Origin of the sequence: Pseudomonas sp. WC1, from assembly GCF_050586565.1 — a bacterium.
GTDB lineage: Bacteria > Pseudomonadota > Gammaproteobacteria > Pseudomonadales > Pseudomonadaceae > Aquipseudomonas.
In genome coordinates this window covers 50,614-71,141 of record NZ_JBOBDQ010000026.1, presented here as the reverse complement: position 1 = coordinate 71,141, position 20,528 = coordinate 50,614, and the positions used below count along the sequence as shown (strand labels likewise).

At 63.4% G+C, this 20,528-nt stretch carries 20 protein-coding genes and 1 pseudogene; 15 read left to right on the top strand and 6 right to left on the bottom strand.

All coding sequences use genetic code 11. The features are described 5' to 3' along the window. Positions 1-89 precede the first annotated feature (89 nt). The 4 genes from ACQ4OD_RS14015 to ACQ4OD_RS14000 all read left to right on the top strand — a co-directional run bounded on the left by ACQ4OD_RS14015 (position 90) and on the right by ACQ4OD_RS14000 (position 5,057). A complete protein-coding gene (locus ACQ4OD_RS14015) occupies positions 90-1,016 on the top strand; it encodes a DNA-3-methyladenine glycosylase family protein (protein WP_430944447.1) in 927 nt (308 codons plus the stop codon). Positions 1,017-1,197: 181 nt separating this feature from the next. Beyond that, positions 1,198-1,707 carry an RNA polymerase sigma factor gene (locus ACQ4OD_RS14010; RefSeq protein ID WP_178082009.1) on the top strand — a complete coding sequence of 170 codons (510 nt, stop codon included), beginning with the start codon at positions 1,198-1,200 and terminating at the stop codon, positions 1,705-1,707. 3 nt (positions 1,708-1,710) lie between these two features. Continuing rightward, the gene (locus tag ACQ4OD_RS14005; protein WP_110702299.1) at positions 1,711-2,544 is read left to right on the top strand and encodes a FecR family protein; all 834 of its coding nucleotides are present in this window, start codon (positions 1,711-1,713) and stop codon (positions 2,542-2,544) included. An 89-nt stretch (positions 2,545-2,633) separates the two neighbouring features. Continuing rightward, complete coding sequence (locus ACQ4OD_RS14000; RefSeq protein ID WP_430944446.1) at positions 2,634-5,057, top strand: TonB-dependent siderophore receptor; 2,424 nt, start codon at positions 2,634-2,636, stop codon at positions 5,055-5,057. Positions 5,058-5,424: 367 nt separating this feature from the next. On the opposite strand, the gene ACQ4OD_RS13995 is transcribed toward ACQ4OD_RS14000, so the two are convergent. Together ACQ4OD_RS13995 and ACQ4OD_RS13990 are read right to left on the bottom strand one after the other, a co-directional pair. After that, a complete protein-coding gene (locus tag ACQ4OD_RS13995) occupies positions 5,425-5,745 on the bottom strand; it encodes a hypothetical protein (RefSeq protein ID WP_198754539.1) in 321 nt (106 codons plus the stop codon). A 104-nt stretch (positions 5,746-5,849) separates the two neighbouring features. Then, positions 5,850-6,095, bottom strand: coding sequence for a DUF3630 family protein (locus tag ACQ4OD_RS13990; protein ID WP_198754538.1), 246 nt, complete (start codon positions 6,093-6,095; stop codon positions 5,850-5,852). A gap of 207 nt (positions 6,096-6,302) precedes the next feature. Between ACQ4OD_RS13990 and ACQ4OD_RS13985 the strand changes: the two genes are divergently transcribed. The 6 genes from ACQ4OD_RS13985 to ACQ4OD_RS13960 all read left to right on the top strand — a co-directional run bounded on the left by ACQ4OD_RS13985 (position 6,303) and on the right by ACQ4OD_RS13960 (position 11,515). Beyond that, complete coding sequence (locus ACQ4OD_RS13985) at positions 6,303-6,497, top strand: hypothetical protein (RefSeq protein ID WP_198754537.1); 195 nt, start codon at positions 6,303-6,305, stop codon at positions 6,495-6,497. After that, positions 6,494-6,820, top strand: coding sequence for a low molecular weight protein tyrosine phosphatase family protein (locus ACQ4OD_RS13980; RefSeq protein ID WP_198754536.1), 327 nt, complete (start codon positions 6,494-6,496; stop codon positions 6,818-6,820). The genes ACQ4OD_RS13985 and ACQ4OD_RS13980 overlap by 4 nt, the downstream gene beginning before the upstream one ends. A gap of 72 nt (positions 6,821-6,892) precedes the next feature. Then, positions 6,893-7,285: a hypothetical protein gene (locus ACQ4OD_RS13975; RefSeq protein ID WP_198754535.1), complete on the top strand. Its 393-nt coding sequence runs from the start codon at positions 6,893-6,895 to the stop codon at positions 7,283-7,285. 214 nt (positions 7,286-7,499) lie between these two features. After that, positions 7,500-8,015: a sigma-70 family RNA polymerase sigma factor gene (locus tag ACQ4OD_RS13970; protein WP_139670749.1), complete on the top strand. Its 516-nt coding sequence runs from the start codon at positions 7,500-7,502 to the stop codon at positions 8,013-8,015. Next, positions 8,012-8,932 (top strand): FecR domain-containing protein, encoded by a 921-nt coding sequence (locus tag ACQ4OD_RS13965; protein ID WP_430944445.1) that lies wholly within the window; start codon positions 8,012-8,014, stop codon positions 8,930-8,932. Before ACQ4OD_RS13970 ends, ACQ4OD_RS13965 begins: the two co-directional genes overlap by 4 nt. 171 nt (positions 8,933-9,103) lie before the next feature. Continuing rightward, entirely contained in the window at positions 9,104-11,515 is a 2,412-nt protein-coding gene (locus tag ACQ4OD_RS13960; protein ID WP_110699606.1) for a TonB-dependent siderophore receptor, read from the top strand. Positions 11,516-11,597: 82 nt separating this feature from the next. On the opposite strand, the pseudogene ACQ4OD_RS13955 reads toward ACQ4OD_RS13960, so the two are convergent. The 3 genes and pseudogenes from ACQ4OD_RS13955 to ACQ4OD_RS13945 form a co-directional block, all read right to left on the bottom strand. Further along, positions 11,598-11,978, bottom strand: a pseudogene (locus tag ACQ4OD_RS13955) (LLM class flavin-dependent oxidoreductase); the annotation flags it as partial. Positions 11,979-12,375: 397 nt separating this feature from the next. Then, positions 12,376-14,226: an ABC transporter ATP-binding protein gene (locus tag ACQ4OD_RS13950; RefSeq protein ID WP_139670751.1), complete on the bottom strand. Its 1,851-nt coding sequence runs from the start codon at positions 14,224-14,226 to the stop codon at positions 12,376-12,378. Between the two features lie 137 nt (positions 14,227-14,363). Beyond that, a complete protein-coding gene (locus tag ACQ4OD_RS13945) occupies positions 14,364-15,590 on the bottom strand; it encodes an MFS transporter (RefSeq protein WP_198754532.1) in 1,227 nt (408 codons plus the stop codon). Between the two features lie 240 nt (positions 15,591-15,830). On the opposite strand from ACQ4OD_RS13945, the gene ACQ4OD_RS13940 reads away from it, so the two are divergent. From ACQ4OD_RS13940 to arsH, 4 genes are read left to right on the top strand one after another with little or no spacing between them, the layout of a single operon-like run. Further along, positions 15,831-16,178, top strand: coding sequence for a metalloregulator ArsR/SmtB family transcription factor (locus ACQ4OD_RS13940; RefSeq protein ID WP_102684010.1), 348 nt, complete (start codon positions 15,831-15,833; stop codon positions 16,176-16,178). Positions 16,179-16,199: 21 nt separating this feature from the next. After that, complete coding sequence (locus ACQ4OD_RS13935) at positions 16,200-17,483, top strand: arsenic transporter (RefSeq protein WP_258598145.1); 1,284 nt, start codon at positions 16,200-16,202, stop codon at positions 17,481-17,483. Positions 17,484-17,510: 27 nt separating this feature from the next. Further along, positions 17,511-17,981 (top strand): arsenate reductase ArsC, encoded by a 471-nt coding sequence (locus ACQ4OD_RS13930; protein WP_139670753.1) that lies wholly within the window; start codon positions 17,511-17,513, stop codon positions 17,979-17,981. A gap of 12 nt (positions 17,982-17,993) precedes the next feature. Beyond that, on the top strand, positions 17,994-18,695 hold the full coding sequence (gene arsH / locus ACQ4OD_RS13925; protein WP_139670755.1) for an arsenical resistance protein ArsH: 702 nt from the start codon (positions 17,994-17,996) through the stop codon (positions 18,693-18,695). Between the two features lie 170 nt (positions 18,696-18,865). On the opposite strand, the gene ACQ4OD_RS13920 is transcribed toward arsH, so the two are convergent. After that, on the bottom strand, positions 18,866-19,588 hold the full coding sequence (locus tag ACQ4OD_RS13920; protein WP_258598141.1) for a tellurite resistance TerB family protein: 723 nt from the start codon (positions 19,586-19,588) through the stop codon (positions 18,866-18,868). Between the two features lie 277 nt (positions 19,589-19,865). Here ACQ4OD_RS13920 and ACQ4OD_RS13915 point away from each other — a divergent pair, with 277 nt between their 5' ends. Further along, positions 19,866-20,519, top strand: a complete 654-nt coding sequence (locus ACQ4OD_RS13915) for a hypothetical protein (RefSeq protein ID WP_139670759.1) — start codon at positions 19,866-19,868, stop codon at positions 20,517-20,519. Positions 20,520-20,528 lie beyond the last annotated feature (9 nt).

Here is a 20,528-nt window from a genome sequence, read left to right as displayed (position 1 = left end):
TTTATTGGTCGTGTTTGCAAAACACCACACTAGGGCGCCGGTACGAAAATGGCGAGTCACCGCTATGCACAGGGGCTACCATGTCACCCATGGCCAATATCAACGACACTACCGAAAACGACGCCTGCTACCTGGCACTGAAAGCGCGCGATACGCGCTTGGACGGCTGTTTTTTCCTGGGCTGGCGTCCCCCCTATGACACTGCGGCAATGCTCGGCTTTCTGCGCCTGCGGGCGATACCCGGCCTGGAGTGTGTGGAGGAGGGGACATACACCCGTACGCTGCGCCTCATGCAGGACGGTCAGGAACATTGCGGCTGGTTGAGCGTGGCCTTTGACGAGGCGCGCGCCCAGGCGCGGGTCACGATCAGCGATTCCCTGGCGGGCGTCCTGCCCACGGTGATCAACCGCGTGCGCGCCGCGTTCGACCTGGATGCCGACCCGCTCGCCATCGACGCCGTGCTGCACAGTGCGTTCCCCTCGGGTGCGGGCCTGCGCGTTCCGGGAACGGTGGATGGTTTCGAGCTGGCCGTGCGCGCCGTGCTGGGCCAGCAGATCACCGTGGCCGCTGCGCGCACATTGGGCGCACGCCTGGTCGCGGCCTTCGGACAACCCATCACAACACCGCTGGCTGGCACGGACCGTCTGTTCCCCACGCCCGCCGCGTTGATTGCGGCCAGCGGTGATGAACTGGGCCGGCTGGGCATCACGCGCCAACGCCAGGCGGCGCTCAAGGCGCTGGCCGAAGCGGTGCTGGAGGGCGGCCTGATCCTGAGCTCAGGGGTGGACGTCGCGGCCACCTGTGCCCGCTTGCGCGCACTGCCGGGGATCGGCGACTGGACCGCGCAATACATCGCCTTGCGTGCGTTGCGCTGGCCCGATGCCTTCCCGGCGGGCGATGTGGCGCTGCAAAAAGCCCTGGGGGTGAGCAGCGCACAGGCGGCAACGCAAGCCGCGCAGGGCTGGCGACCCTGGCGCGGTTATGCAGTGCTGCGCGCCTGGCAAAGCCTGCACTGACAGGCCAGTCACTAACTTGCAGATGCATGGCTGGACGCACTCTCGGGTTTTTCTCTTGAGTATCGGGGGAGTCGAAGCGCTGGGCGCCGAACACAGGTGACGTGCCTGCCATGGCAGGTCCAGTTGCCCGACCTGAAAAGCGCATGATATAAATGAGATTCACTATCAATTGGTTGCCATCATGGCGTCGACCGACAACGATCTCCTGCGAGCCCTGGCCTTGCACTACGACGATTTGGTCGAGCACATTCGCCGACGTTTTTCCAACCAGCATTTTGCCCGCGACGTGGTCCATGATGTCTGCGTACAGATCCTGGAAAAGCCGCCGCTCAACGCCATCAGCGTGCCCATGGCCTTTTTGCGGCGTGCCACGCTCAACCGCGCAATCGACCGGCGCCGTTCGGAAAGCACCCGCACGCTGTACGCGCAGAGCCAGATCGCCGTGGTCGAGCAGCACTGCGACCAGCTGGATGGTGCGATGGCGCTCGAATTCGAACAGCGCCTGCGTGCCTTGCTGGCGGTGATCGACGCATTGCCGGCGCGCCAGCGCCAGGTGTTCCTGCTCCACCGTATTCACGGCATGCCACAAAAGGACATCGCGCAGGAGCTGGAGATTTCCGTGAACATGGTTGCCCAGCATTTCATGCGGGCCATGCGCACCCTCGCACAACGCTGGCAGCCGGAGGCCTGATCGATGCAACGCCGTAGCGCGCCCGGCGCGCGCGATGCCCTCGAGCCTTACGCTGAATCCTTGCGTGCTCTGGTGCCCAGCCGTGAGGCGCTTTTGCAGGAAGCCAAGGCGCAGAGCGCACGCAACGCCAATCGTCGGCGTAAGGCCGCCGGCACGGCCCTGCTGCTGGCCCTGGCCGGTTGGGCCTGGCTGGCCGACCCGGCGCTGGGCTACCGCCAGGTCGAGGTGGCCAGCACCGGTCGCGAAACGTTGCACCTGGATGATGGCAGCGTGGTCGAACTGGACGCCGGCAGCGTGCTGCGCATCGAATATCGCCTGCGCAGTCGGCAGTTCGAGCTGCTCGATGGTGAAGGCTTGTTCAGCGTGGCTCATCAAGCCAAGCCCTTCATCGTGCGTAGCCAGGGCGTGGCTGTGCGCGATATCGGCACGGTGTTCGATGTACGCAGCGACCTGGACGGCGTGCGGGTGGCTGTCCTGGAGGGCGAGGTGGAAGTGGACAACGGTATGGCGCGTCAACGGCTGACGGCCAACCAGCAACTGCTTGCCAACCCTCAGCGCCTGGGGCCGGTGCACGCCAGCAAGCCCGGCGAACGAGACGCCTGGCGGCATGACCTGTTCCATTTCGACGGCACCCCGCTCGAGTCGGTCCTGGCGCAACTGCGCCGCCACCGTGACGCGCCGATTCGGCTGCAGGGCGCGACCGCCAGGCAACACCGGCTCAGCGGAGAGTTCCCCACCGGCAATGTCGAACAGTTGCTCGACAGCCTGCCCCAACTGGCGCCGGTAACGGTCAGTCGCGACAAGAGCGGTGCTGTGCAGGTGGATGTGCAGCGCTGAAAAATTTTTTCAGCGCTGCATCAATGTGCGGGTCAGCACAAACGCCAATCCCTATGAAACGCATTCTCACTTGCTCTAATGGGGATTCCATGACGCTCTTTAGCCACCCGCTGCGTCAGGCCATGGGCCTGGCGACATTCGGATTTCTGCTTGCCGGGCCTGTGCAGGCCGAACAGACGCACTACCGCATCGACCTGCCGGCCCAACCGCTGGATCAGTCGATCAACGCCCTTGCCCGCCAGACCGGTAGCCGCATTCTGTTCAACACTGACGCCGCGCACGCGGTACAAGCGCCGGCATTGCACCAGCAACTGAGCGTCGAACAGGCGCTGCGCCATTTGCTCGCCGGCAGCCACCTGAGCCTCACCCAGGCAGCCGATGGCCAGTATCTGATCGCGCTGCCCAGCGAACCCAGCAACGGTGCGCTGGAACTGGACGCGTCCAGCGTCATCGGCCGCCAGCCGGTCACCTCCACCGAGGGCAGCCATTCCTACACCTCTGGCGCGGTCACCCTGGGCAAGGGCGTACAGACCCTCAAGGACATCCCGCAGTCGGTCACGGTGATGACCCGCCAGCAGATGGACGACCAGAACACCCAGACCATCAGCGACCTGGTCAACCGCACGCCCGGCCTCACCGCCAGCCGTTCGCCGGGGTCGGGGCTGTTCATCTATTCGCGCGGTTTCAGCATCGACACGCTGCAGTACGATGGCGTGCCGATCCCGCGCAATACCTACTCGCTAGGCAGCTACCTCACCGAAGACCTGAGCTTCTATGACCGTGTCGAAGTGCTGCGTGGCCCGGCCGCGCTGCTGCAAGGCGGTGACAGCCCGGGCGGGGCGATGAACCTGGTACGCAAGCGCGGGCAGGACAAGGCGGTGGTCAGCCTGACCGGCAAGGCCGGTTCCTGGGACCGCTATGGCCTGCAACTGGACGCTGGCGGCCCGTTGAATGCCGAGGGCACCCTGCGTGCCCGCACGGTGGTCAGCCAGAACGACAACGGCTCGTTCATCGACTACGTGCGTGGCTGGAACCAGACCGTCTACGCTGCCGTGGACTATGACTTCACCCCGGACTTCACGATGGGTCTTGGCGTTGCCAACCAGAAGGGCCACGCCCGCCCGGCCATGCTCGGCCTGCCGCGCTATGCCGACGGCGGCAACCCCGACTGGTCGCGCTCGACCTATGTCGGCGCGGACTGGAACCGTGCCAACAATGATCAGACCAGCGTGTTCCTCGACGCCAGCTACCGGCTCAACGACGACTGGCGGCTGAAGGCTGCCGGCGTGTACATGAGCGAACACAACGGCGCGACCTACCAGGCGTTGTGGGATGCCCTCCCGGCCAACGGCTCCACCAGCAACACCTACATCGACTGGAGCACCGATTTCACCACCCACAGCAAGGGCCTGGACCTGTACCTGGACGGCCAGTTCACCGGTTTCGGTTTCGAGCAGACCTTCCTGCTCGGCGCCAACTACTCGCGCATCAATACCGACGACCGCTGGGCCAGGGCTCCCACATTAGGCGCAGACTCCAGTAACGTCGACCATCACCGCCCGATGCCAGACATCTACGGCCTGGCAAGCCGGGGCCGTGGCGAGTTGACCGAGTACCAGATCACCCAGAAAGGCTTGTATTCGCGCTGGTCGATCAACCTGACCGAGCCGCTGAAGCTGATCGTCGGTGCCCGCACCAGCTGGTACGACTACAGCTACGCCTCCCAGTCCTTCGCCCGCACCGGCTACAGCGAGTCGACAACCAGCAGCAACGGCAAGGTTTCGCCCTATGCGGGCCTGGTGTATGCGCTGAACAAACAGTGGTCGGTCTACACCAGCTACACCGACGTCTTCCAGCCGCAGAGTGCACGCACCAGCAGCGGTTCGGTGGTCGAGCCGATCATTGGCAGCAACTACGAACTGGGGCTCAAGGGTGAGTTGTTCGACGGCGCGCTGAACACCTCGGTCGCGCTGTTCCGCTACGACCAGGAGCACCACGCGGTGCTCGACCGCAGCGGGCCGATGGACTGCAACGGCTGGTACTGCTCGAAGGCCTCAGGCAAGGTGCGCAGCCAGGGCCTGGAGGCGCAGGTCAGCGGTGAGGTCCTCAGTGGCCTGCAAGTGATGGCCGGCTACGTCTACAACACCACGCGCTACCTGGAAGACGCCAACTACAAGGACAAGGTCTACAGCACCTGGACGCCCAAGCATCAGTTCAAGCTGTGGGCCGACTATACCTTGCCCGGTAACTGGAGCCGTGCCTCGGTGGGGTTGGGCACCACGGCGGTCACCGGCACCACCTCCTACGACCACGTCTTCGATCTGCCCGGTTATGCCATCTGGGATGCTCGGGTCGCGTACAAGGTCAGCGACGAGGTGATCGTGGCGGCGAACCTCAACAACCTGCTGGACAAGAAGTACTACCAGCCTGCCTACAACACCATCGACTACAACAACTACTACGGCGACCCGCGCAACGTCATGTTCAGTGTGAAATACACGCCGGAACTCTAGTTTGGCTGTAGTGCGCGAGGGGCAGCTGTGATGGTCACAGGGCTCATGGGGCGAGCGACTGTTGGTCGTGGGCCGGAAGCTGGCACGCCGATGTGAGCTCTTTGCGACCTGTAGCAGATGCTGGAAGGTTGGGGCCGCTCTGCGGCCCATCGCCGGCAAGCGCGGCTCCCACAAGTGAAGCGCAGGCCTGGAAGCGGCGCTTGGTCCTGTTGGAAGCGGCCGGCGATGAGGCCTGCACTGACAACACAAAGGCGTGGTTCAATGTCTGCTCGGGGTCAGAAGCGGTCAGTCGCGCCCGGCTACTTTTGACCCATAGCAGCTGTTAGCAAAGCACGGTAATTGACCGGAAGCGACCATGAGACCAGTCTCATGATGTTTGACAGGCAAGCCTACGTGCCCTGTGGCGTCGAGACTGCGACAGCGTCCGATCTTCGACGCTGTGAGTCAAAAGTGTGGTCAACTCGGCATCCATAGGAAAACCATCCTCCAACCATTTGAGCGCTAACCCCGACCAATAGTCGGAGTGTGACATCAGCGCTGTTATGACCAGTGGCTGCAATGTTATGTCATCAGGCAGTATGTATTTTTCTTCGAGGGCTTTTACCGCGCGGGGCAATTGTTGCGCTGCTTGTTCTAATGGTTTTTCCAGCAGCGGCAGTAACCATACGTAGGTGAATTCCTCTTTCATCCTATCTCCACGAATACTGAAGGGTGTGCTTTGTATGGCAGGGGCTGTGTTGACCGACTTTTGCCTGCCGTCACCTGCGCTGTCCGGTTACGTGGAGCTGCATGCTACTTAACCAACGCACGTACTCGTTGAACCATCTCATTGGCATGATCAGGTACAGATATTGAAATGCCCAGATAGTGCTCAAGATGCAGGGTAAGCGCGTGCTCACCTACTATCAAATCCCAGTAGCGCTGATCCAGTCCGTCGAATTTTTCCTTCCAGTAACCGTCCAGCCCTTGCTCAAGCTGCTGAGCCACGTTCTCGAAAACTTCCCAATCTGCGTGCTCTGATACTTCTATGATCGCCATGCGTCACCTCACCAAGCGAATGCAGATTTTCGTGGTTCTTGCGAACGGCAGCAATGGGGCGTAAGCGGCCGGTCGCGAAGGGCCGCTCTGGGTCGAAATTACGCCGACCAACTCTGACAGGGCTCGCAACATCGCCCAAACCCTTCTATCCTGTGCCCGACTCGTATTACCGCGGCTGCTGAACCCGGTACTCACGAGGAAGCCAATATGCAAAGAACCCGAGCCTGGAGACGCCAGCAGGGCCGTAAACACGGCAAGATCAACACAGTACAACCACCTGTGTTCAAGCCGGAAAAGAACTGGAAGTTGCTGTACGGGCGCGCCGAGAAGCTGAAGAGGGCGTGCCAGCTCGGCATGAGTTACCCCGTTCGCTCCACCCGCCAATTGCTGGATCAAGGATGACCAACCTTCTATTCATTTGCAGCCGCAACCAATGGCGCAGCCCCACTGCGGAAAATCTGTGGCGCCGCCGCGCAGGCTTTGAAGCCCGCTCGGCAGGCACCAACCTGAATGCACGCAGGCCCATCGGCCCGGCGGATATCCGCTGGGCCGATGTCATTTTCGTCATGGAGATCAAACACCGGCAGCGGCTGCAGGCGGAGTATTCACGTTTGCTTGAACACAAGCGGTTGCACGTCCTGGATATTCTCGACGACTACCGCTACATGGACCCTGAGTTAATCTCCATCTTGGAAGACAGCGTGGCGGCCTGCCTTGAGAGTTAGCCCTCAGATTGGGTTCCGCGTGTATCGCGTGGGCGCCTCGCCAGCAATCAACCGCCCAGTGCCAGGATGCCAATGATCAAAGCGCTCCCCGACACCAAGATCGAGCTCCTGCTGAGCACGGCGCAACGGGCCGATCTGAAACTGACCGATTTATTGTTTTACTCCAGGCAATTGGGCCTGCGCCCTGCGGAGCTGCTGAATACTCTCTCGATTGAAGCTGCTCGACGATTCATCTTGGGTGAAATGTCGTTTGAGATTGGCGATGACATCATGAACGGTCTGTTCACGGTCATTGTTGACCTGGGTATGGATGAGCAGATGCCGCAGCCAGCGTTCAACATCTATCTGGCCTTCGACGAGGGGGAATATCAACACTCGGGGGACTCGGAACACATCAAGCCGTCTGAGTGCTACACCCGGCTACAGCTTTTGGAGCTACTACGAGAATTGCCCGACAGCGATTGACCGCTTTGGGTCGAAAGGGGCCACTAGAAAAGTCATCTTCGCCTCGCTTTGCGCTCGCCCAAACATCCAGCTATGCCCAGACCCCACCAGGGCCTATGGCGGACTTCAATCCCTGCGACCCCTTTCACATGCCAGCATTCCCAATTCCTCCCTCACTGAGTACACTTGAGACAAGTTCTTATTTGCACCTGGTAATCTTTTTTAGGGAGGCGTGATGTCCACCGTTGTTCCCGATGGCACTGCGCACACCGGCCTGGAAACACTGTACCGTGAGCACAGCGGCTGGCTGCACGGTTGGTTGCGCCAGCGTCTGAACAACTCTGCCGATGCCGCGGACCTGGCCCAGGACACCTTCATCCGGGTGCTGTTGGCGCGCACCGCCGGCACCCTCAAGGAGCCGCGGCACTACCTGGCGACCATCGCGCGCGGGCTGACCATCGACCTGTACCGCCGCCGCAGCCTGGAAAGCGCCTACCTTGAAGCCTTGGCGCAGCAGCCGGAGCGTTATGCGCCCTCGGCCGAAACCCACGCCGCGATCCTCGATACCCTGATGGCCATCGACCGTATGCTCGATGGGCTTGGCCCGCGCACGCGGGCTGTGTTTCTCGCCGTGCAACTCGATGGCCTGAGCTACGAGAAGACCAGCGAACGCCTGAGTGTTTCGGTGAGCACCGTGCGCAAGCACCTGGCCCGCGCGCTGATGCATTGCCTGCTGGTCGAGGACGCATGAAGGCCATTCTCAGCGCCGCGGTGGACTGGTATGTGCGCCTGCATGACAGCAGTGTCGATGACGCCACCCGCGCCGCATGGCAAGCCTGGTGCATGGCCGACCCTCGCCACGCCGCAGCCTGGGCGCGCCTGGAGCAACTGCAAGGCCGCCTGGGCAGCGCCCCCCGCGGTGCCGCGCAGACCCTGGAAAACGCCCGGCGTGACCGGCGCCATGCCGTGAAGGCACTGGCGCTGTTGCTCGGCGTCGGGGCCGTTGGTTGGCAGGGGTACCGGGCTTCGCCCTGGAGTGCCGACTATGCGACACGGATCGGCGAGCGCCGCCGACTGACCCTGGCCGATGGCACACGCCTGGACCTCAACACCGACAGCCGTGTCGATGTTCGCTACGACGCGGGCCAACGCCTGATCCAGCTGCAGCGCGGCGAGATCCTGGTGGAAACCGCCAAGGATGCGCGGCCACTCAGCGTGCGCACCGTGGCAGGCGACATCCTGGCCCTGGGTACCCGCTTCAGCGTGCGTCAGGACAACGACGTGAGCCATGTGGCGGTGGCCGCCCATGCCGTGGAGGTGCGGCCCAGCCGGGCGTCGCAGGTGGTGCGTATCGACAGCGGGTACAGCCTGAGTTTTGCCGCCGACCACATCGGCCCCCTACAACCCTTGGCCCCCGGTGGCCAGGCCTGGGCCGAGGGCATGCTGGTCAGCGTTGACTGGCGCCTGGACGAGGTGGTCCATGAGCTGGCGCGCTACCGCCCCGGTTATCTCGGCTGCGCGGGGGAGGTCGCCGGCTTGCGCCTGTCTGGCGCATTCAACCTGGACGACACCGACGTCGCCCTGGCCAGCCTGGAAGACGCGTTGCCGGTTCGCGCACGGCGCATGACGCGCTACTGGGTGCGCCTGGAGCCAATCGGCAAGGGGTAGGGGCCCACAATCGTGGAGGCCCGAGCCGGGAAGAGTGGTTGAAATCTCATTCGCTCTCAAACATTCGAGAATTTTTCGCATTTGGGGTAGCAGATTTCCTTCGCTGCTTCGGCTCTTGAGGGTGCGCGCATCAAGCGTGCCCAAGCCAACCCGAAACAGGAACCCTTTTTCATGTCCGCACGCCGTACCTCGCTAGCCTGCAGTATTCGTCAGGCGACCCTCGCACTGAGCCTTTGCGGCGCCGCGCTGGCGACCTCGACCGCCTGGGCCGCCGCGCAGCGCTACGATATCCCGGCCGGCAGCCTGGCCTCCGCGATCAGCCAGTTCGCCGCTGCCAGCGGCGTGACCATCAGCTTCAGCAATGACGAAACCAGCGGGCTGCATTCCTCGGGGCTGCACGGCAGCTTCGAGCTGGAGCAAGGTTTCTCCGCGTTGCTGCAGGGATCGGGGTTGCGCGTGCAGCAGGTGGGCGACAAGCGCTATGTGCTGAGCAAGGTGTACAACGACGGCGCCGTCGAGCTTGGCGCGACCAGCGTCGACGCCCTGGGCCTGGGCAGCACCACCGAAGGCACCGGCAGCTACACCACCGGTTCTGCCAGCACCGCGACCGGCCTGCGCCTGTCGGCACGCGAGACGCCGCAGTCGGTCAGTGTGGTGACCCGTCAGCAGATCGAGGACCAGAACCTGACAGACGTCACTCAGGTGCTCGAGCAGACGCCGGGCGTGGTCGTTGACAGCATGGGCCCGGCCGGCAGCGACGCCAACCATATCTATGTGCGCGGCTTCCAGGTCGGCAGCATCCAGGTCGACGGCGTCAACCGCCCCGACACCTTCGGCTTTCGCGACGACCTTGCCGACATGGTGTCGTACGACCGGGTCGAGGTGGTGCGCGGCGCCACCGGCCTGATGTCGGGGACCGGCGACCCCGGCGCCACCATCAACCTGGTGCGCAAGAAACCGACCCTCGAGACGCAGCGTAAGCTGACCCTCAAGGCGGGCTCCTGGGACAGCTACCGCACCGAGCTGGACCTGTCCGGCAAACTGTCGGAGAGCGGCCATGTGCGTGGGCGTTTCGTGGCGTCGACCACCGACAGCCAGAGCCATGTCGATCGTCAGTCGCTGGAGAGGCAGGTGGCCTACGGGGTGGTGGAATGGGATGTCACCGACAGCACGATGCTGACCGTGGGCGCCGAGTACCAGGAGATGGACAACGACGGCGCAGGCAACCACGGCTTCCCGATGTTCAATGCCGATGGCAGCCACTTCAATCCGTCGCGTTCGTTCAACTCGGCCTCGGACTGGAGCTACCACAAGCGCCGCACGAAAACGTTGTTCACCACGCTGGAACACCAGCTGGACAACGGCTGGCAGTTGAAACTGAATGCCGAGCACAGTCGCCGCAGCTATGACGACACCTTCGCCACCGCCGCCGCCGGTAGCGTCAAGCCCGATGGCAGCGGTATCAGCACCTGGACCGGGCGTTGGGCGGGCGAGCCCCGGCAGACGTCGTTCGACCTGTCCGCCAGCGGCCCGTTCGAGCTGCTTTCCCGCGAGCATCAAGCGTACCTCGGCGCCAGTCACTACCGGGCCTACTACCGTAATCCCGGTTACCAGCTATGGACGAGCCAGCCTATCGACAACATTCATACCTGGGACGGTTCGCTGGCGATTCCGGACGCCATCCACAACAAGTATTCGCAAGATGCGCTGGATGAAACCCAGGACGGCCTGGTGGCGTCGGTACGCTGGAGCCTGGCCGATGAGCTGTCGCTGATCACCGGCGCACGGGTGATCGACTGGAAACGCGACGAAACCGGGACCACTCTGTCAAGCGGCGCCACCACGCGCACCTCGCGCAGCGAAACCGGGGTTGTCACGCCTTACGTGGGGCTGGTCTACGACTTCGCCGAAAACTGGTCGGCGTACGCCAGCTATACCGCGATCTTCAAGCCGCAGAGCAGGCAGGATGCCAGTGGCGGCTACATCGAGCCGCTGGAGGGCGTGAACTACGAGTTGGGTATCAAGAGCGAGTTCTGGGACAAGCGCCTGACCACCGCCTTCAGTGTCTTCGAGGTGCAGCAGGACAACCTGGCCGTGGCCGACGGCGACAAGCTGGCACCAAACGGCGACCAGGCCTACCGCGCCGAATCTGGCACCAAGACCCGTGGTTTCGAGATGGAAATGGCGGGGCAGATCCTGCCTGACTGGCAGGTTTCCGCCAGCTACACCTATGCCCAGGCCGAGGATTCCGATGGCAAGCGCCTGCTCACCGAAGTACCGCGCGATACCTTCAAGCTGTTCACCAGTTACCAACTGCAGTCCTTGCCACAGTTGAAGATTGGCGGCGGCGTGCGCTGGCAGGGCATGGAGTACAAGAAGAACGCCGGCCCGAACAAGGAGACGTTCACCCAGGGCGCCTTCAGTGTGGTCGACCTGATGGCGCAGTACGCGTTCACGCCGCAGACCAGCGTCGCCTTGAACCTCAACAACGTGCTGGATGAGAAGTACTACTCCGCGATCGGCGGGCGCGGGTGGTACGGCACCCCGCGCAGTGCCACGGCAACGTTGGTCTACGCATTCTGATCCACGTCGGGCAGGTCGGGTGGGGCCCACAGCCGAGGCCACCCGACATACCGCGATGGACAGGCTCTGCGGCTGCCTGGTGCTACCAGCTTTGTGAATGAGGCTGCGGCCCTGGCAGCGTCGGAAACAACGGCAACACCTCCTCGGCCAGCTCCTGGATGATCTCCTGCGCCGGACGCCTGGCCATCTGCAATCCCAGCGCGGCGTGGTTCACCCCGGCCGCGCGCCATTCCTCCAGCAGTTCGACCAGCCCATGGCGCCCTGTGCGCAGCACATAACCGCCCTGCAGGGGCGTTCGGGGAAAGTGCGGGTCTTCGTCCAGGTCGATCCATTCATTGGTCATGTGCGGGCGGAAACCGCCACCCGGTATAGCTTCGCGCCAGGCGCGGACTTTTGCCGCCAGGCGCAGCGGCCCGTGCCTGTCGTGGGTGGCGTGTGGGTAGGTGAGCCAGCCATCGGCATGTTCGCGAAAGGTGTCGGCGTTGGCGCCACAGGTGTTCGGGGTGGTGTTCATGACTGCTCCTTGGGTCAGCATGTTCAAGGGCCGGTGGCCGGGGCGGGAAGGCGGATACCGCGTTGCACGGCCGGGCGCCGTTCGACCTGCCGGTACCAGCGCGTCAGGTGGCGGTGGACACTGAAATCAAAGCCCACCAGGGCTGCGATATGCAGCCAGGCGAAGGTGGCCCTGGACCGGCCCTGGCCGTCGCGTTTCGCCTATTACGTGGTCGCCCGCAGGGAGAAGCTCGAACGACCGCCGGTGCGGGCGTTCATCGACTGGCTGGCTGGGCAGCTTGTCGGTGGCTAGAGGGTAGGGGGGCAGTATTTTTCCGGGTCGCGACTTTCACGATGTTGCCCCGCCGCTACTCCACTGCCTCCGCCAGCCCCTGGTCCTCACCCAGGAAACCACCGCTCTGATGCCGCCACAGCCGTGCATAGGTGCCGTTCCTGTCGAGCAGTTCGGCATGGCTGCCTTGTTCGATGATGCGCCCCTCGTCCATGACGATGAGCCGGTCCATGGCGGCGATCGTGGACAAACGGTGGGCGATGGCGATGACGGTCTTGCCCTGCATCATGTCGTCGAGGCTTTCCTGGATCGCGACTTCAACCTCCGAGTCCAGGGCGCTGGTGGCTTCGTCGAGCAACAGGATCGGCGCGTTCTTGAGCATCACCCGGGCAATGGCAATGCGCTGTCGCTGACCACCGGACAGCTTGATGCCACGCTCGCCCACCAGGGTGTCGTAACCGCTGTGGCCTTGCCGATCGCTCAGCTGGCTGATGAAACCATCGGCCTGGGCGTTGGCCGCGGCGCTGCGGATCTGCGCCTCGGTCGCTTCGGGGCGGCCATAGGCGATGTTGTCGCGGATGGAGCGGTGCAGCAACGAGGTGTCCTGGGTGACCATGCCGATGGCGCTGCGCAGGCTGTCCTGGGTGACCTGGGCGATGTTCTGCCCATCGATGCGGATCTCGCCGTCGTTGACGTCGTAGAAGCGCAGCAGCAGGTTGATCAGCGTGGACTTGCCGGCGCCGGAGCGGCCCACCAGGCCGACTTTTTCGCCGGGGCGAATGTGCAGGGTCAGGTCATCGAGCACCTGGCGTTCGCCGTTGTAGTTGAAGCTCACCTTGTCGAAGGTCACCGCGCCACCGCGGGTCACCAGCGTGCCGGCGTCGGGCGCATCCTGCACCTTGGGGCCGCGGGTCAGGGTGGCCATGCCGTCCTGCACGGTGCCGATGTTTTCGAACAGGGAGGTCATCTGCCACATGATCCAGTGCGACATGCCGTTGATCCGCAGGGCCATGGCCGTGACCGCCGCCACGGCGCCCGCGCCAACCTGGCCCTGGTGCCAGAGCCACAGGGCATAGCCGCCGGCCCCCAGGATCAAGCCGACCACCAGCGCCTGGTTGACGATCTCGAACTGGCTGACCAGGCGCATCTGGCGAAAGCCGGTGAGCTTGAAGTCTTCCATCGCCGCCCGCGCAAAGTGCGCTTCGCGTTTGGAATGGGAGAACAGTTTCACCGTGGTGATGTTGGTGTAGGCGTCGGAGATGCGCCCGGTCATCGATGACCGCGCATGGGCCTGCTCCTGGCCGACCTTGCCCAGGCGCGGCACGAAGTACAGCATGGCCAGCCCGAACAGGGCGCCCCAGGCCAGGAACGGCAGCATCAGTTGCAGGGCGAAACCGCCGGCCAGGGCGATGATGGCGATGAAGTACACGCCGATGCCGGGCAGGACCTCGATCAGGGTGAACAACACCTCGCGCACGGCCAGCGCGGTCTGCATCACCTTGGTGGTGACCCGGCCGGAAAACTCGTCGGAGAAGAACGACAGGCTCTGGCGCAGCATCAGCCGATGGAAATCCCAGCGCAGGCGCAGCGGCAGGTTGATCGCCAGCACCTGGTGCTGCATCAGGGTGCGCAGGGCCACCAGCACGATACTGGTCAGCAGGACGATACCGATGCTCCAGAGCACGCGGCTTTCCTGTTCGCTTGCGCCGCCTGCCTGCCAGGCGGGGAGCAGGTCGACCACCTGGCCGAGGAAGGAAAACAGCCAGGCTTCATAGATCGACACGCCGGCACTGAACAGCGCGAGGGCCAGGAGGTACCCGCGCGCGCCCCGCGTGCAGGCCCACAAGAAGCGCAGCAGGCCTAGCGGTGGCGGTGGAATCTCATCAGGCGGGAAGGGGTCGAGCCATCGTTCAAAAACACGCAGCATGCTGGTCTCCGGAAGGGCGCGGCGTTGATCGGCAACGCCGTAGCGATCGTGCAACCATACCGTACATCGAGGTGTTCGCCTTGCCGCTCGTGTCCTCCTGAGGCCAGCTGCTGCCCAGTGTCATCTGCCGCGATCGGTCAGCAAGGCTGCGCCGCCATCCGATTGGAGACGTTGCGCCCGAGCACCAGTACCGCGACAAAACCGCAGCCCACCAGGGCCGTGGCCAGGCTCAACAGCACCGCGGTACCGAGCTGGTCGACAATGCGCCCGCCGAAGTACGAGCCCAAGGCGATGATCACCTGGAACATGGCGACGAACAGCGGCATGCCGCGTTCGACATCCTTGGGCGCCACCACGAACATCCAGATACTGGCGCAGGCGGGGAAGGCGCCAAAGGCGAAGCCCCACAGCGCGATCAGCATCGCGGCGCCGGTCATGCCGGTGGCGAAGTAGGGGAACAGGGCGGTGCTGATGCCGATCATCAGGGCGACCAGCAACAGGGTGTGACGCACACTGCGGTTGGCGGCGAAACCGGCGAAGATGTTGCCGATCACCCCGGCCACGCCGTACAGCAACAGCAGCGAACCGATGGTCGGCCCATCGAAGCCGGCGCTTTGCTTGAAGAACGGTGCGACATAGGTATAGGCGGCAAAGTGCGCCAGGCCGATCAGCAGTACCGCGATCAACCCGACCCGCGCTTGCGGATTGACGAACAGCGCCGGCAGGTCGCTGATGCGAATGGCTTTGTCAGGGGTGAGCCGCGGCAGCAGGAAGACTTGCGCCAGCAGCACCGGCACGCCTACCAGCGCAGTGGCCAGGAAGGTCATGCGCCAGCCCATCAGGCCACTCAGCCAGGTGCCGACCGGCACGCCCAGCACGGTGGCCAGGGTCACGCCGACCATGATGATCGAGGTGGCCTGGGCCACGCCCACGCCCTTGGGTGCCAGCCGGCCACTGAGGGCAATGGCGGTGGCCCAGAAACCACCGATGCTGATGCCCAGCAGCACGCGGCCGAACAGCAGCAGGCTGAAGTCGCTGGCGTAGGCCACGACGGCGTTGGCGAGGATCATGATCAGCGTCAGGCCGATCAGCAGGTAGCGACGGTCCAGGGCGCCGATGCCCACCGACAGCAAGGGCGCGGCGAGGGCGGCCATGATGCCGGGCAGGGTGACCATCAGGCCGGCCTGGCCGGCGCTGATGCCCAGGTCGCTGGCGACATCGTTGAGTACGCCCACCGGGAGAAACTCACTGGTGACCAGGGCGAAGGCGCCCACGGCGACCGAGAGAATCGCCAGCCACTGTTGGCTGACGCTTTGTTGACTGTGTTCGGGACGGCCGTGAGACGGCGGAGTGACACTGGGCATGGTGTTGGATTCCATGGGGGGATGCCGCCTGGGGCGGACCGGGGAGCGGAAAAAATGGTTGGCGATTATAAGAGACGGTTTTGCCGAGCCGACAGGCGGGGCGCTCGATAGTAATCATCAGCCTGATCGATGGTTGTACCGCGAATACGACCACCCCTGGCACGCCTGAACGCCCGTGGACGCTTGCAAAATACATATGGGGATCCGTATATTTGGATTTCCATATGTATTGGTGCAGCCATGATAACCCCGCCCGATGTGTTCAAGAGCCTGTCTGACGAAACCCGTGCTCGCGCCAGCCTGCTGATTGCCAGTCTCGGTGAGCTATGTGTCTGTGAGCTGATGTGCGCGCTGAACGACAGCCAGCCGAAGATCAGTCGCCACCTGGCGCAGCTGCGCAGCAGTGGCCTGCTGCTGGACCGCCGCCAAGGGCAATGGGTGTACTACCGCCTCAACCCGGACCTGCCCGCCTGGGTACACGAGATCTTGCAGGCGACACTGCAGGCCAACAGGCAATGGTTGGCAGAAAACACCCTGCGTCTGCAGAACATGGACGGTCGCCCCGTTCGTGACGCTGCCTGCTGCTGATCATCACTGTACGAGGTCATCATGCTGGTAGCGATTGCAGTCTTCGTTTTTACCCTCATCCTGGTCATCTGGCAGCCGAAGGGGCTTGGCGTTGGCTGGAGCGCAGCGCTCGGTGCCCTCATCGCCCTGGCGGCAGGCGCCGTTTCGCTGCATGACATCCCGACTGTGTGGGCCATCGTCTGGAACGCCACCGTCACCTTCATCGCCGTCATCATCATCAGCCTGCTGCTGGATGAGGCCGGTTTCTTCGAGTGGGCCGCGCTGCACGTGGCGCGCTGGGCAAACGGCAGCGGCTATCGCCTGTTCGCCTTTTGTGTGCTACTCGGCGCCGCCATGTCGGCGCTGTTCGCCAACGATGGTGCGGCGCTGATCCTCACACCTATCGTCATGTCGATGCTGCTCGCGCTACGTTTCTCGCCCGCCGCGACACTGGCCTTCGTCATGGCGGCCGGTTTCATCGCCGACACGGCGAGCCTGCCGTTGGTGGTCTCCAACCTGGTGAACATCGTCTCGGCCGACTACTTCAAGCTGGGCTTCAGCGAATACGCTTCGGTGATGGTGCCAGTGAATCTCGCCAGTGTGTCGGCAACCCTGCTGGTGCTGTTCCTGTTCTTCCGCCGTGATATCCCGAGACAGTACGCGCTCGCGGCCCTGAAGATGCCAAACGAGGCAATTCATGACCGCGCAACCTTCAAGGTTGGTGGCTGGGTGCTGCTGGTGTTGCTGATCGGCCTGTTCGCTCTGGAACCACTGGGTATCCCGATCAGTGCGGTAGCAGCAACTTGTGCAGCGATCCTGTTTACCGTCGCCGCCCGTGGCCACCGCATCTCGACCCGGCGTGTGCTGCGCGAAGCACCCTGGCAGGTGGTGATCTTTTCTCTCGGTATGTACCTGGTGGTATACGGGCTGAAGAACGCCGGCCTCACCGACATGCTCACCCACCTGCTCGACCGCCTTGCGCAGCAAGGGCTGTGGAGTGCCGCCATCGGCACCGGGCTGATCGCTGCATTGCTGTCCTCGGTCATGAACAACATGCCCAGCGTGCTGATCGGCGCTTTGTCTATCCAGGCCAGCGAGGCGCAAGGGCTGGTACGCGAGGCGATGATCTACGCCAACGTCATCGGCTGCGACCTCGGCCCGAAAATCACCCCCATCGGCAGCCTCGCCACGCTGCTCTGGCTGCACGTGCTGGAGCGCAAAGGCATGCGCATCACCTGGGGCTATTACTTCAAAGTCGGCATCCTGCTGACGCTGCCAGTTCTATTGATCACCCTTTCGGCTCTGGCATTGCGCCTCAGCCTCTGAAACCCGCCACGAAGCGCAGGAGCCCTCATGCGAGTCCTATTCATGTGCACGGCCAATAGCTGCCGCAGCATCCTTTCCGAGGCCATGTTCAATCACCTGGCGCCTCACGGATTTGAAGCCGTCAGTTCCGGCAGTTACCCGAAAGGCCAAGTGTTGCCTCGCAGCCTGACCACCTTGCAGCATGCCGGCATCTCGATCGAGGGTCTGAGCAGCAAGGGCAATGACGCGTTCGAGCGTTGTCCTCCTGACATCGTCATCACCGTTTGCGACAACGCTGCCGGCGAAGCCTGCCCGGTGTATTTCGGCCCTGCGCTGAAGACGCACTGGGGGCTGGAGGATCCGTCCGCTGTCGTGGCTGACGAAGCGTCGGTCGATGCTGCATTCCGCGCAACGCTCGCCCGGATCAAGTCTCGCTGCCAGGCCTTCTTTGCGCTGCCATTCGAAAATCTCGACCGTGATCAGCTCAAAAATGAGCTGGATCGCATCGCTATGCTTTGAGCAGGAGGAAACGTGTCCGAGCAACTGCCTAATCTCGATCTCTCGCTGTTCGATCTACCGCCAGCGGCAACCCGCTCCAGCGAGCACAAACCGCGCATCTTGTTGCTGTATGGATCGACCCGCGAACGTTCCTTCAGTCGCCTGCTGGTGGAGGAAGCTGCACGCCTGCTGGAGCACTTCGGTGCCGAGACCAAGGTCTTCAATCCTTCGGGCCTGCCGCTACCTGACGATGTGCCTGTCGAGCACCCCAAGGTGCAGGAGCTGCGTGATCTGGTGCAGTGGTCGGAAGGCCAGGTCTGGTGCTCGCCAGAGCGCCACGGTGCAATGTCAGCAGTGTTCAAGGCGCAGATCGACTGGATTCCTCTGGCACTGGGGGCGGTTCGCCCCACTCAAGGCAAGACCCTGGCGGTCATGCAGGTATGCGGCGGCTCGCAGTCATTCAACGTGGTCAACCAGTTGCGCGTGCTTGGCCGCTGGATGCGCATGTTCACCATTCCCAACCAGTCTTCGCTGCCCAAAGCCTACTTTGAGTTTGATGACGCCGGGCGGATGAAACCCTCGCCGTACTACGATCGCGTGGTGGACGTCATGGAGGAACTGGTGAAGTTCACCGTTCTGTTGCGCGACCGCCAGGCGTTCTTGGTTGATCGCTATTCAGAGCGCAAGGAAAACGCCGAGCAACTCGCTGCCCGTGTAAACCAGCGCTCGATCTGAGACGATGCCCGGAATATCCGCTATTGGCCGAGGGCGTCCCATAGGGAATAGCCCGCTTGGGTCGTAAGCGCTCACCCGAGGATTGCACCTATCGACCCACGGCCATCGTTCGCAAAAGCCTTGCCCGCCCTGGCCCGGGATCAATGGTTAGCGCAGGCATCGCTGCCAAGTCAGGCGGCGCCCTTGGCCTGCTGCTCCAGATGCACCTGCAATGCCGGATCCAGTTGCAGTGCGCCGGCCAGCTCATCCAGGTAGGCCCGCTCAGCTGCCTGCTGGTCATCCACCAGCATCACGCTGGCCAGGTACATTTCCGCGGCCATGGCCGGGTCCCGCGCCGACTGCGCCACCTCTGCAGCATCGAGTGGCTTGCCGACTTCTTCATCCAGCCATTGCTGCAGTTGCGGGTCGCTGGTCTGGCGTTTGATTTCGGCATAGATCAACTGTTCTTCCTGCTGGTCGATGCGACCATCGGCCTTGGCCGCCGCAATCAGCGCGCGCAGGATCGCATGGCTGTGATCCTCGGCCTCGGGGCCGGACAGTTGATCCACCGTGCGAACCGCCTGCTGCGGGGCTGCCGCCTGGCTGCGCTGCCAGCTTTGATAGGCCTTGAATGCCATCATCCCCAGCGACGCCAGGGCCGCGTAATTGACGCCGCCCGCGGAACGCCCCTGGGTATAGCCGCCAGTGTTGCTGCCACCGCCGCCCAGCAGTCCGCCCAGCAATCCACCAAGGCCGCCACCGCCAGCCGTCGTACCGCCGCCGCCAAGCAGGCCGCCGAGCAAGCCATCCAAGCCACCCATGCTGTCTTGCGATGAGCTGCCGCCGCTCCCTTTTTGCATCTGCGAAGCTTGTCCTGCCCGAAGCAGCTGTTCGAGTAGATCACTGGTATTCATGGCACCGCCCTCGTCGGTCGTGGTCGCCCAGACAAGCAACGATAGCCCCCTGAAGGCGATCCGCCATGACCGCCTGACCAATGGGGCGTTCGGCTCAATGCGTTGTCGTTGCTTGGATTGAGGGAGGGCAATACCGCCTGCCCAACGATGGTGGCAAAAGGCCGTATTCCTGCTCGCCTGATCCCTTGCCGCGCTATATCATTGCGCCCCCGCAGCTGAGGTGCTTGCTCGCTGATTGCAGCTGCCGATGGATCGAGACCCGCCCCAAGGATTTTTCATGTCTGGATTGCTCCGTGCGTTCGCACGTCTGTTACCGCTTGCCCTACTTACCGGCTGCGCCGCCAAATCTCCCGCCTTGGTCAGCGAGGCCCTGCAACCGGCCGCTGGTGGTCCAGTAACGTACCTGGTAGGCAGCATCGGCCCCCTTGGCCGCGATAGTGCCTACACCAACCAGCGTATCCTCCTGCGCAAACGTGGCGCGCAGGACGGCGCGGCGGCATGGTGGGGTTTCGCCGAGGTGGCCCACACCCCGAAGGACATCGAAGAGGTGCGCGGCCCCGACAAGCAGGCGTTGCCCGGCGAGGCCAGCGTGTTCGTCATGCCCCTCAAGCCCGGTGACTACGAGTTCTATGACTTCCAGTTCTTCTGGAACGGCTACAACGGTGGCTACAGCTCCATCCGGGCACGGGAACAGTTCCTCGTGCCCATGCACCTGGAAGCCGGCAAGGCGTACTACATCGGCGAATTCCGTTCGCGCTGCCTCGGGACTTCCGCCTGCCTGTTCTTCCATGGTGACCAGCAGCCGCGCGATGAAGTGATCGCCCGGCGCTACACCCCCGCATTGCCGCCCCTGCAGGCCCTGAACTTGAACATGGCGCCGGCATTCCCCTTCGTCATGCCACTGCCCCAAGCCGCCCAGCCGGCGAAGTGACCCGTACCC

Coding starts and splice junctions, on each gene's coding strand:
- ACQ4OD_RS14000 (WP_430944446.1), top strand. CDS start 2,634: ATGACGCTCTTTAGCCACCCGCTGCGTCAGGCCATGGGCCTGGCGACA.
- ACQ4OD_RS13975 (WP_198754535.1), top strand. CDS start 6,893: ATGATCAAAGCGCTCCCCGACACCAAGATCGAGCTCCTGCTGAGCACG.
- ACQ4OD_RS13935 (WP_258598145.1), top strand. CDS start 16,200: ATGCTGGTAGCGATTGCAGTCTTCGTTTTTACCCTCATCCTGGTCATC.
- ACQ4OD_RS13940 (WP_102684010.1), top strand. CDS start 15,831: ATGATAACCCCGCCCGATGTGTTCAAGAGCCTGTCTGACGAAACCCGT.
- ACQ4OD_RS14005 (WP_110702299.1), top strand. CDS start 1,711: ATGCAACGCCGTAGCGCGCCCGGCGCGCGCGATGCCCTCGAGCCTTAC.
- ACQ4OD_RS13980 (WP_198754536.1), top strand. CDS start 6,494: ATGACCAACCTTCTATTCATTTGCAGCCGCAACCAATGGCGCAGCCCC.
- ACQ4OD_RS13920 (WP_258598141.1), bottom strand. CDS start 19,588: ATGAATACCAGTGATCTACTCGAACAGCTGCTTCGGGCAGGACAAGCT.
- ACQ4OD_RS13990 (WP_198754538.1), bottom strand. CDS start 6,095: ATGGCGATCATAGAAGTATCAGAGCACGCAGATTGGGAAGTTTTCGAG.
- ACQ4OD_RS13960 (WP_110699606.1), top strand. CDS start 9,104: ATGTCCGCACGCCGTACCTCGCTAGCCTGCAGTATTCGTCAGGCGACC.
- ACQ4OD_RS13995 (WP_198754539.1), bottom strand. CDS start 5,745: ATGAAAGAGGAATTCACCTACGTATGGTTACTGCCGCTGCTGGAAAAA.
- ACQ4OD_RS13930 (WP_139670753.1), top strand. CDS start 17,511: ATGCGAGTCCTATTCATGTGCACGGCCAATAGCTGCCGCAGCATCCTT.
- ACQ4OD_RS13950 (WP_139670751.1), bottom strand. CDS start 14,226: ATGCTGCGTGTTTTTGAACGATGGCTCGACCCCTTCCCGCCTGATGAG.
- ACQ4OD_RS13965 (WP_430944445.1), top strand. CDS start 8,012: ATGAAGGCCATTCTCAGCGCCGCGGTGGACTGGTATGTGCGCCTGCAT.
- ACQ4OD_RS13985 (WP_198754537.1), top strand. CDS start 6,303: ATGCAAAGAACCCGAGCCTGGAGACGCCAGCAGGGCCGTAAACACGGC.
- ACQ4OD_RS13970 (WP_139670749.1), top strand. CDS start 7,500: ATGTCCACCGTTGTTCCCGATGGCACTGCGCACACCGGCCTGGAAACA.
- ACQ4OD_RS13915 (WP_139670759.1), top strand. CDS start 19,866: ATGTCTGGATTGCTCCGTGCGTTCGCACGTCTGTTACCGCTTGCCCTA.
- ACQ4OD_RS14010 (WP_178082009.1), top strand. CDS start 1,198: ATGGCGTCGACCGACAACGATCTCCTGCGAGCCCTGGCCTTGCACTAC.
- ACQ4OD_RS14015 (WP_430944447.1), top strand. CDS start 90: ATGGCCAATATCAACGACACTACCGAAAACGACGCCTGCTACCTGGCA.
- ACQ4OD_RS13945 (WP_198754532.1), bottom strand. CDS start 15,590: ATGCCCAGTGTCACTCCGCCGTCTCACGGCCGTCCCGAACACAGTCAA.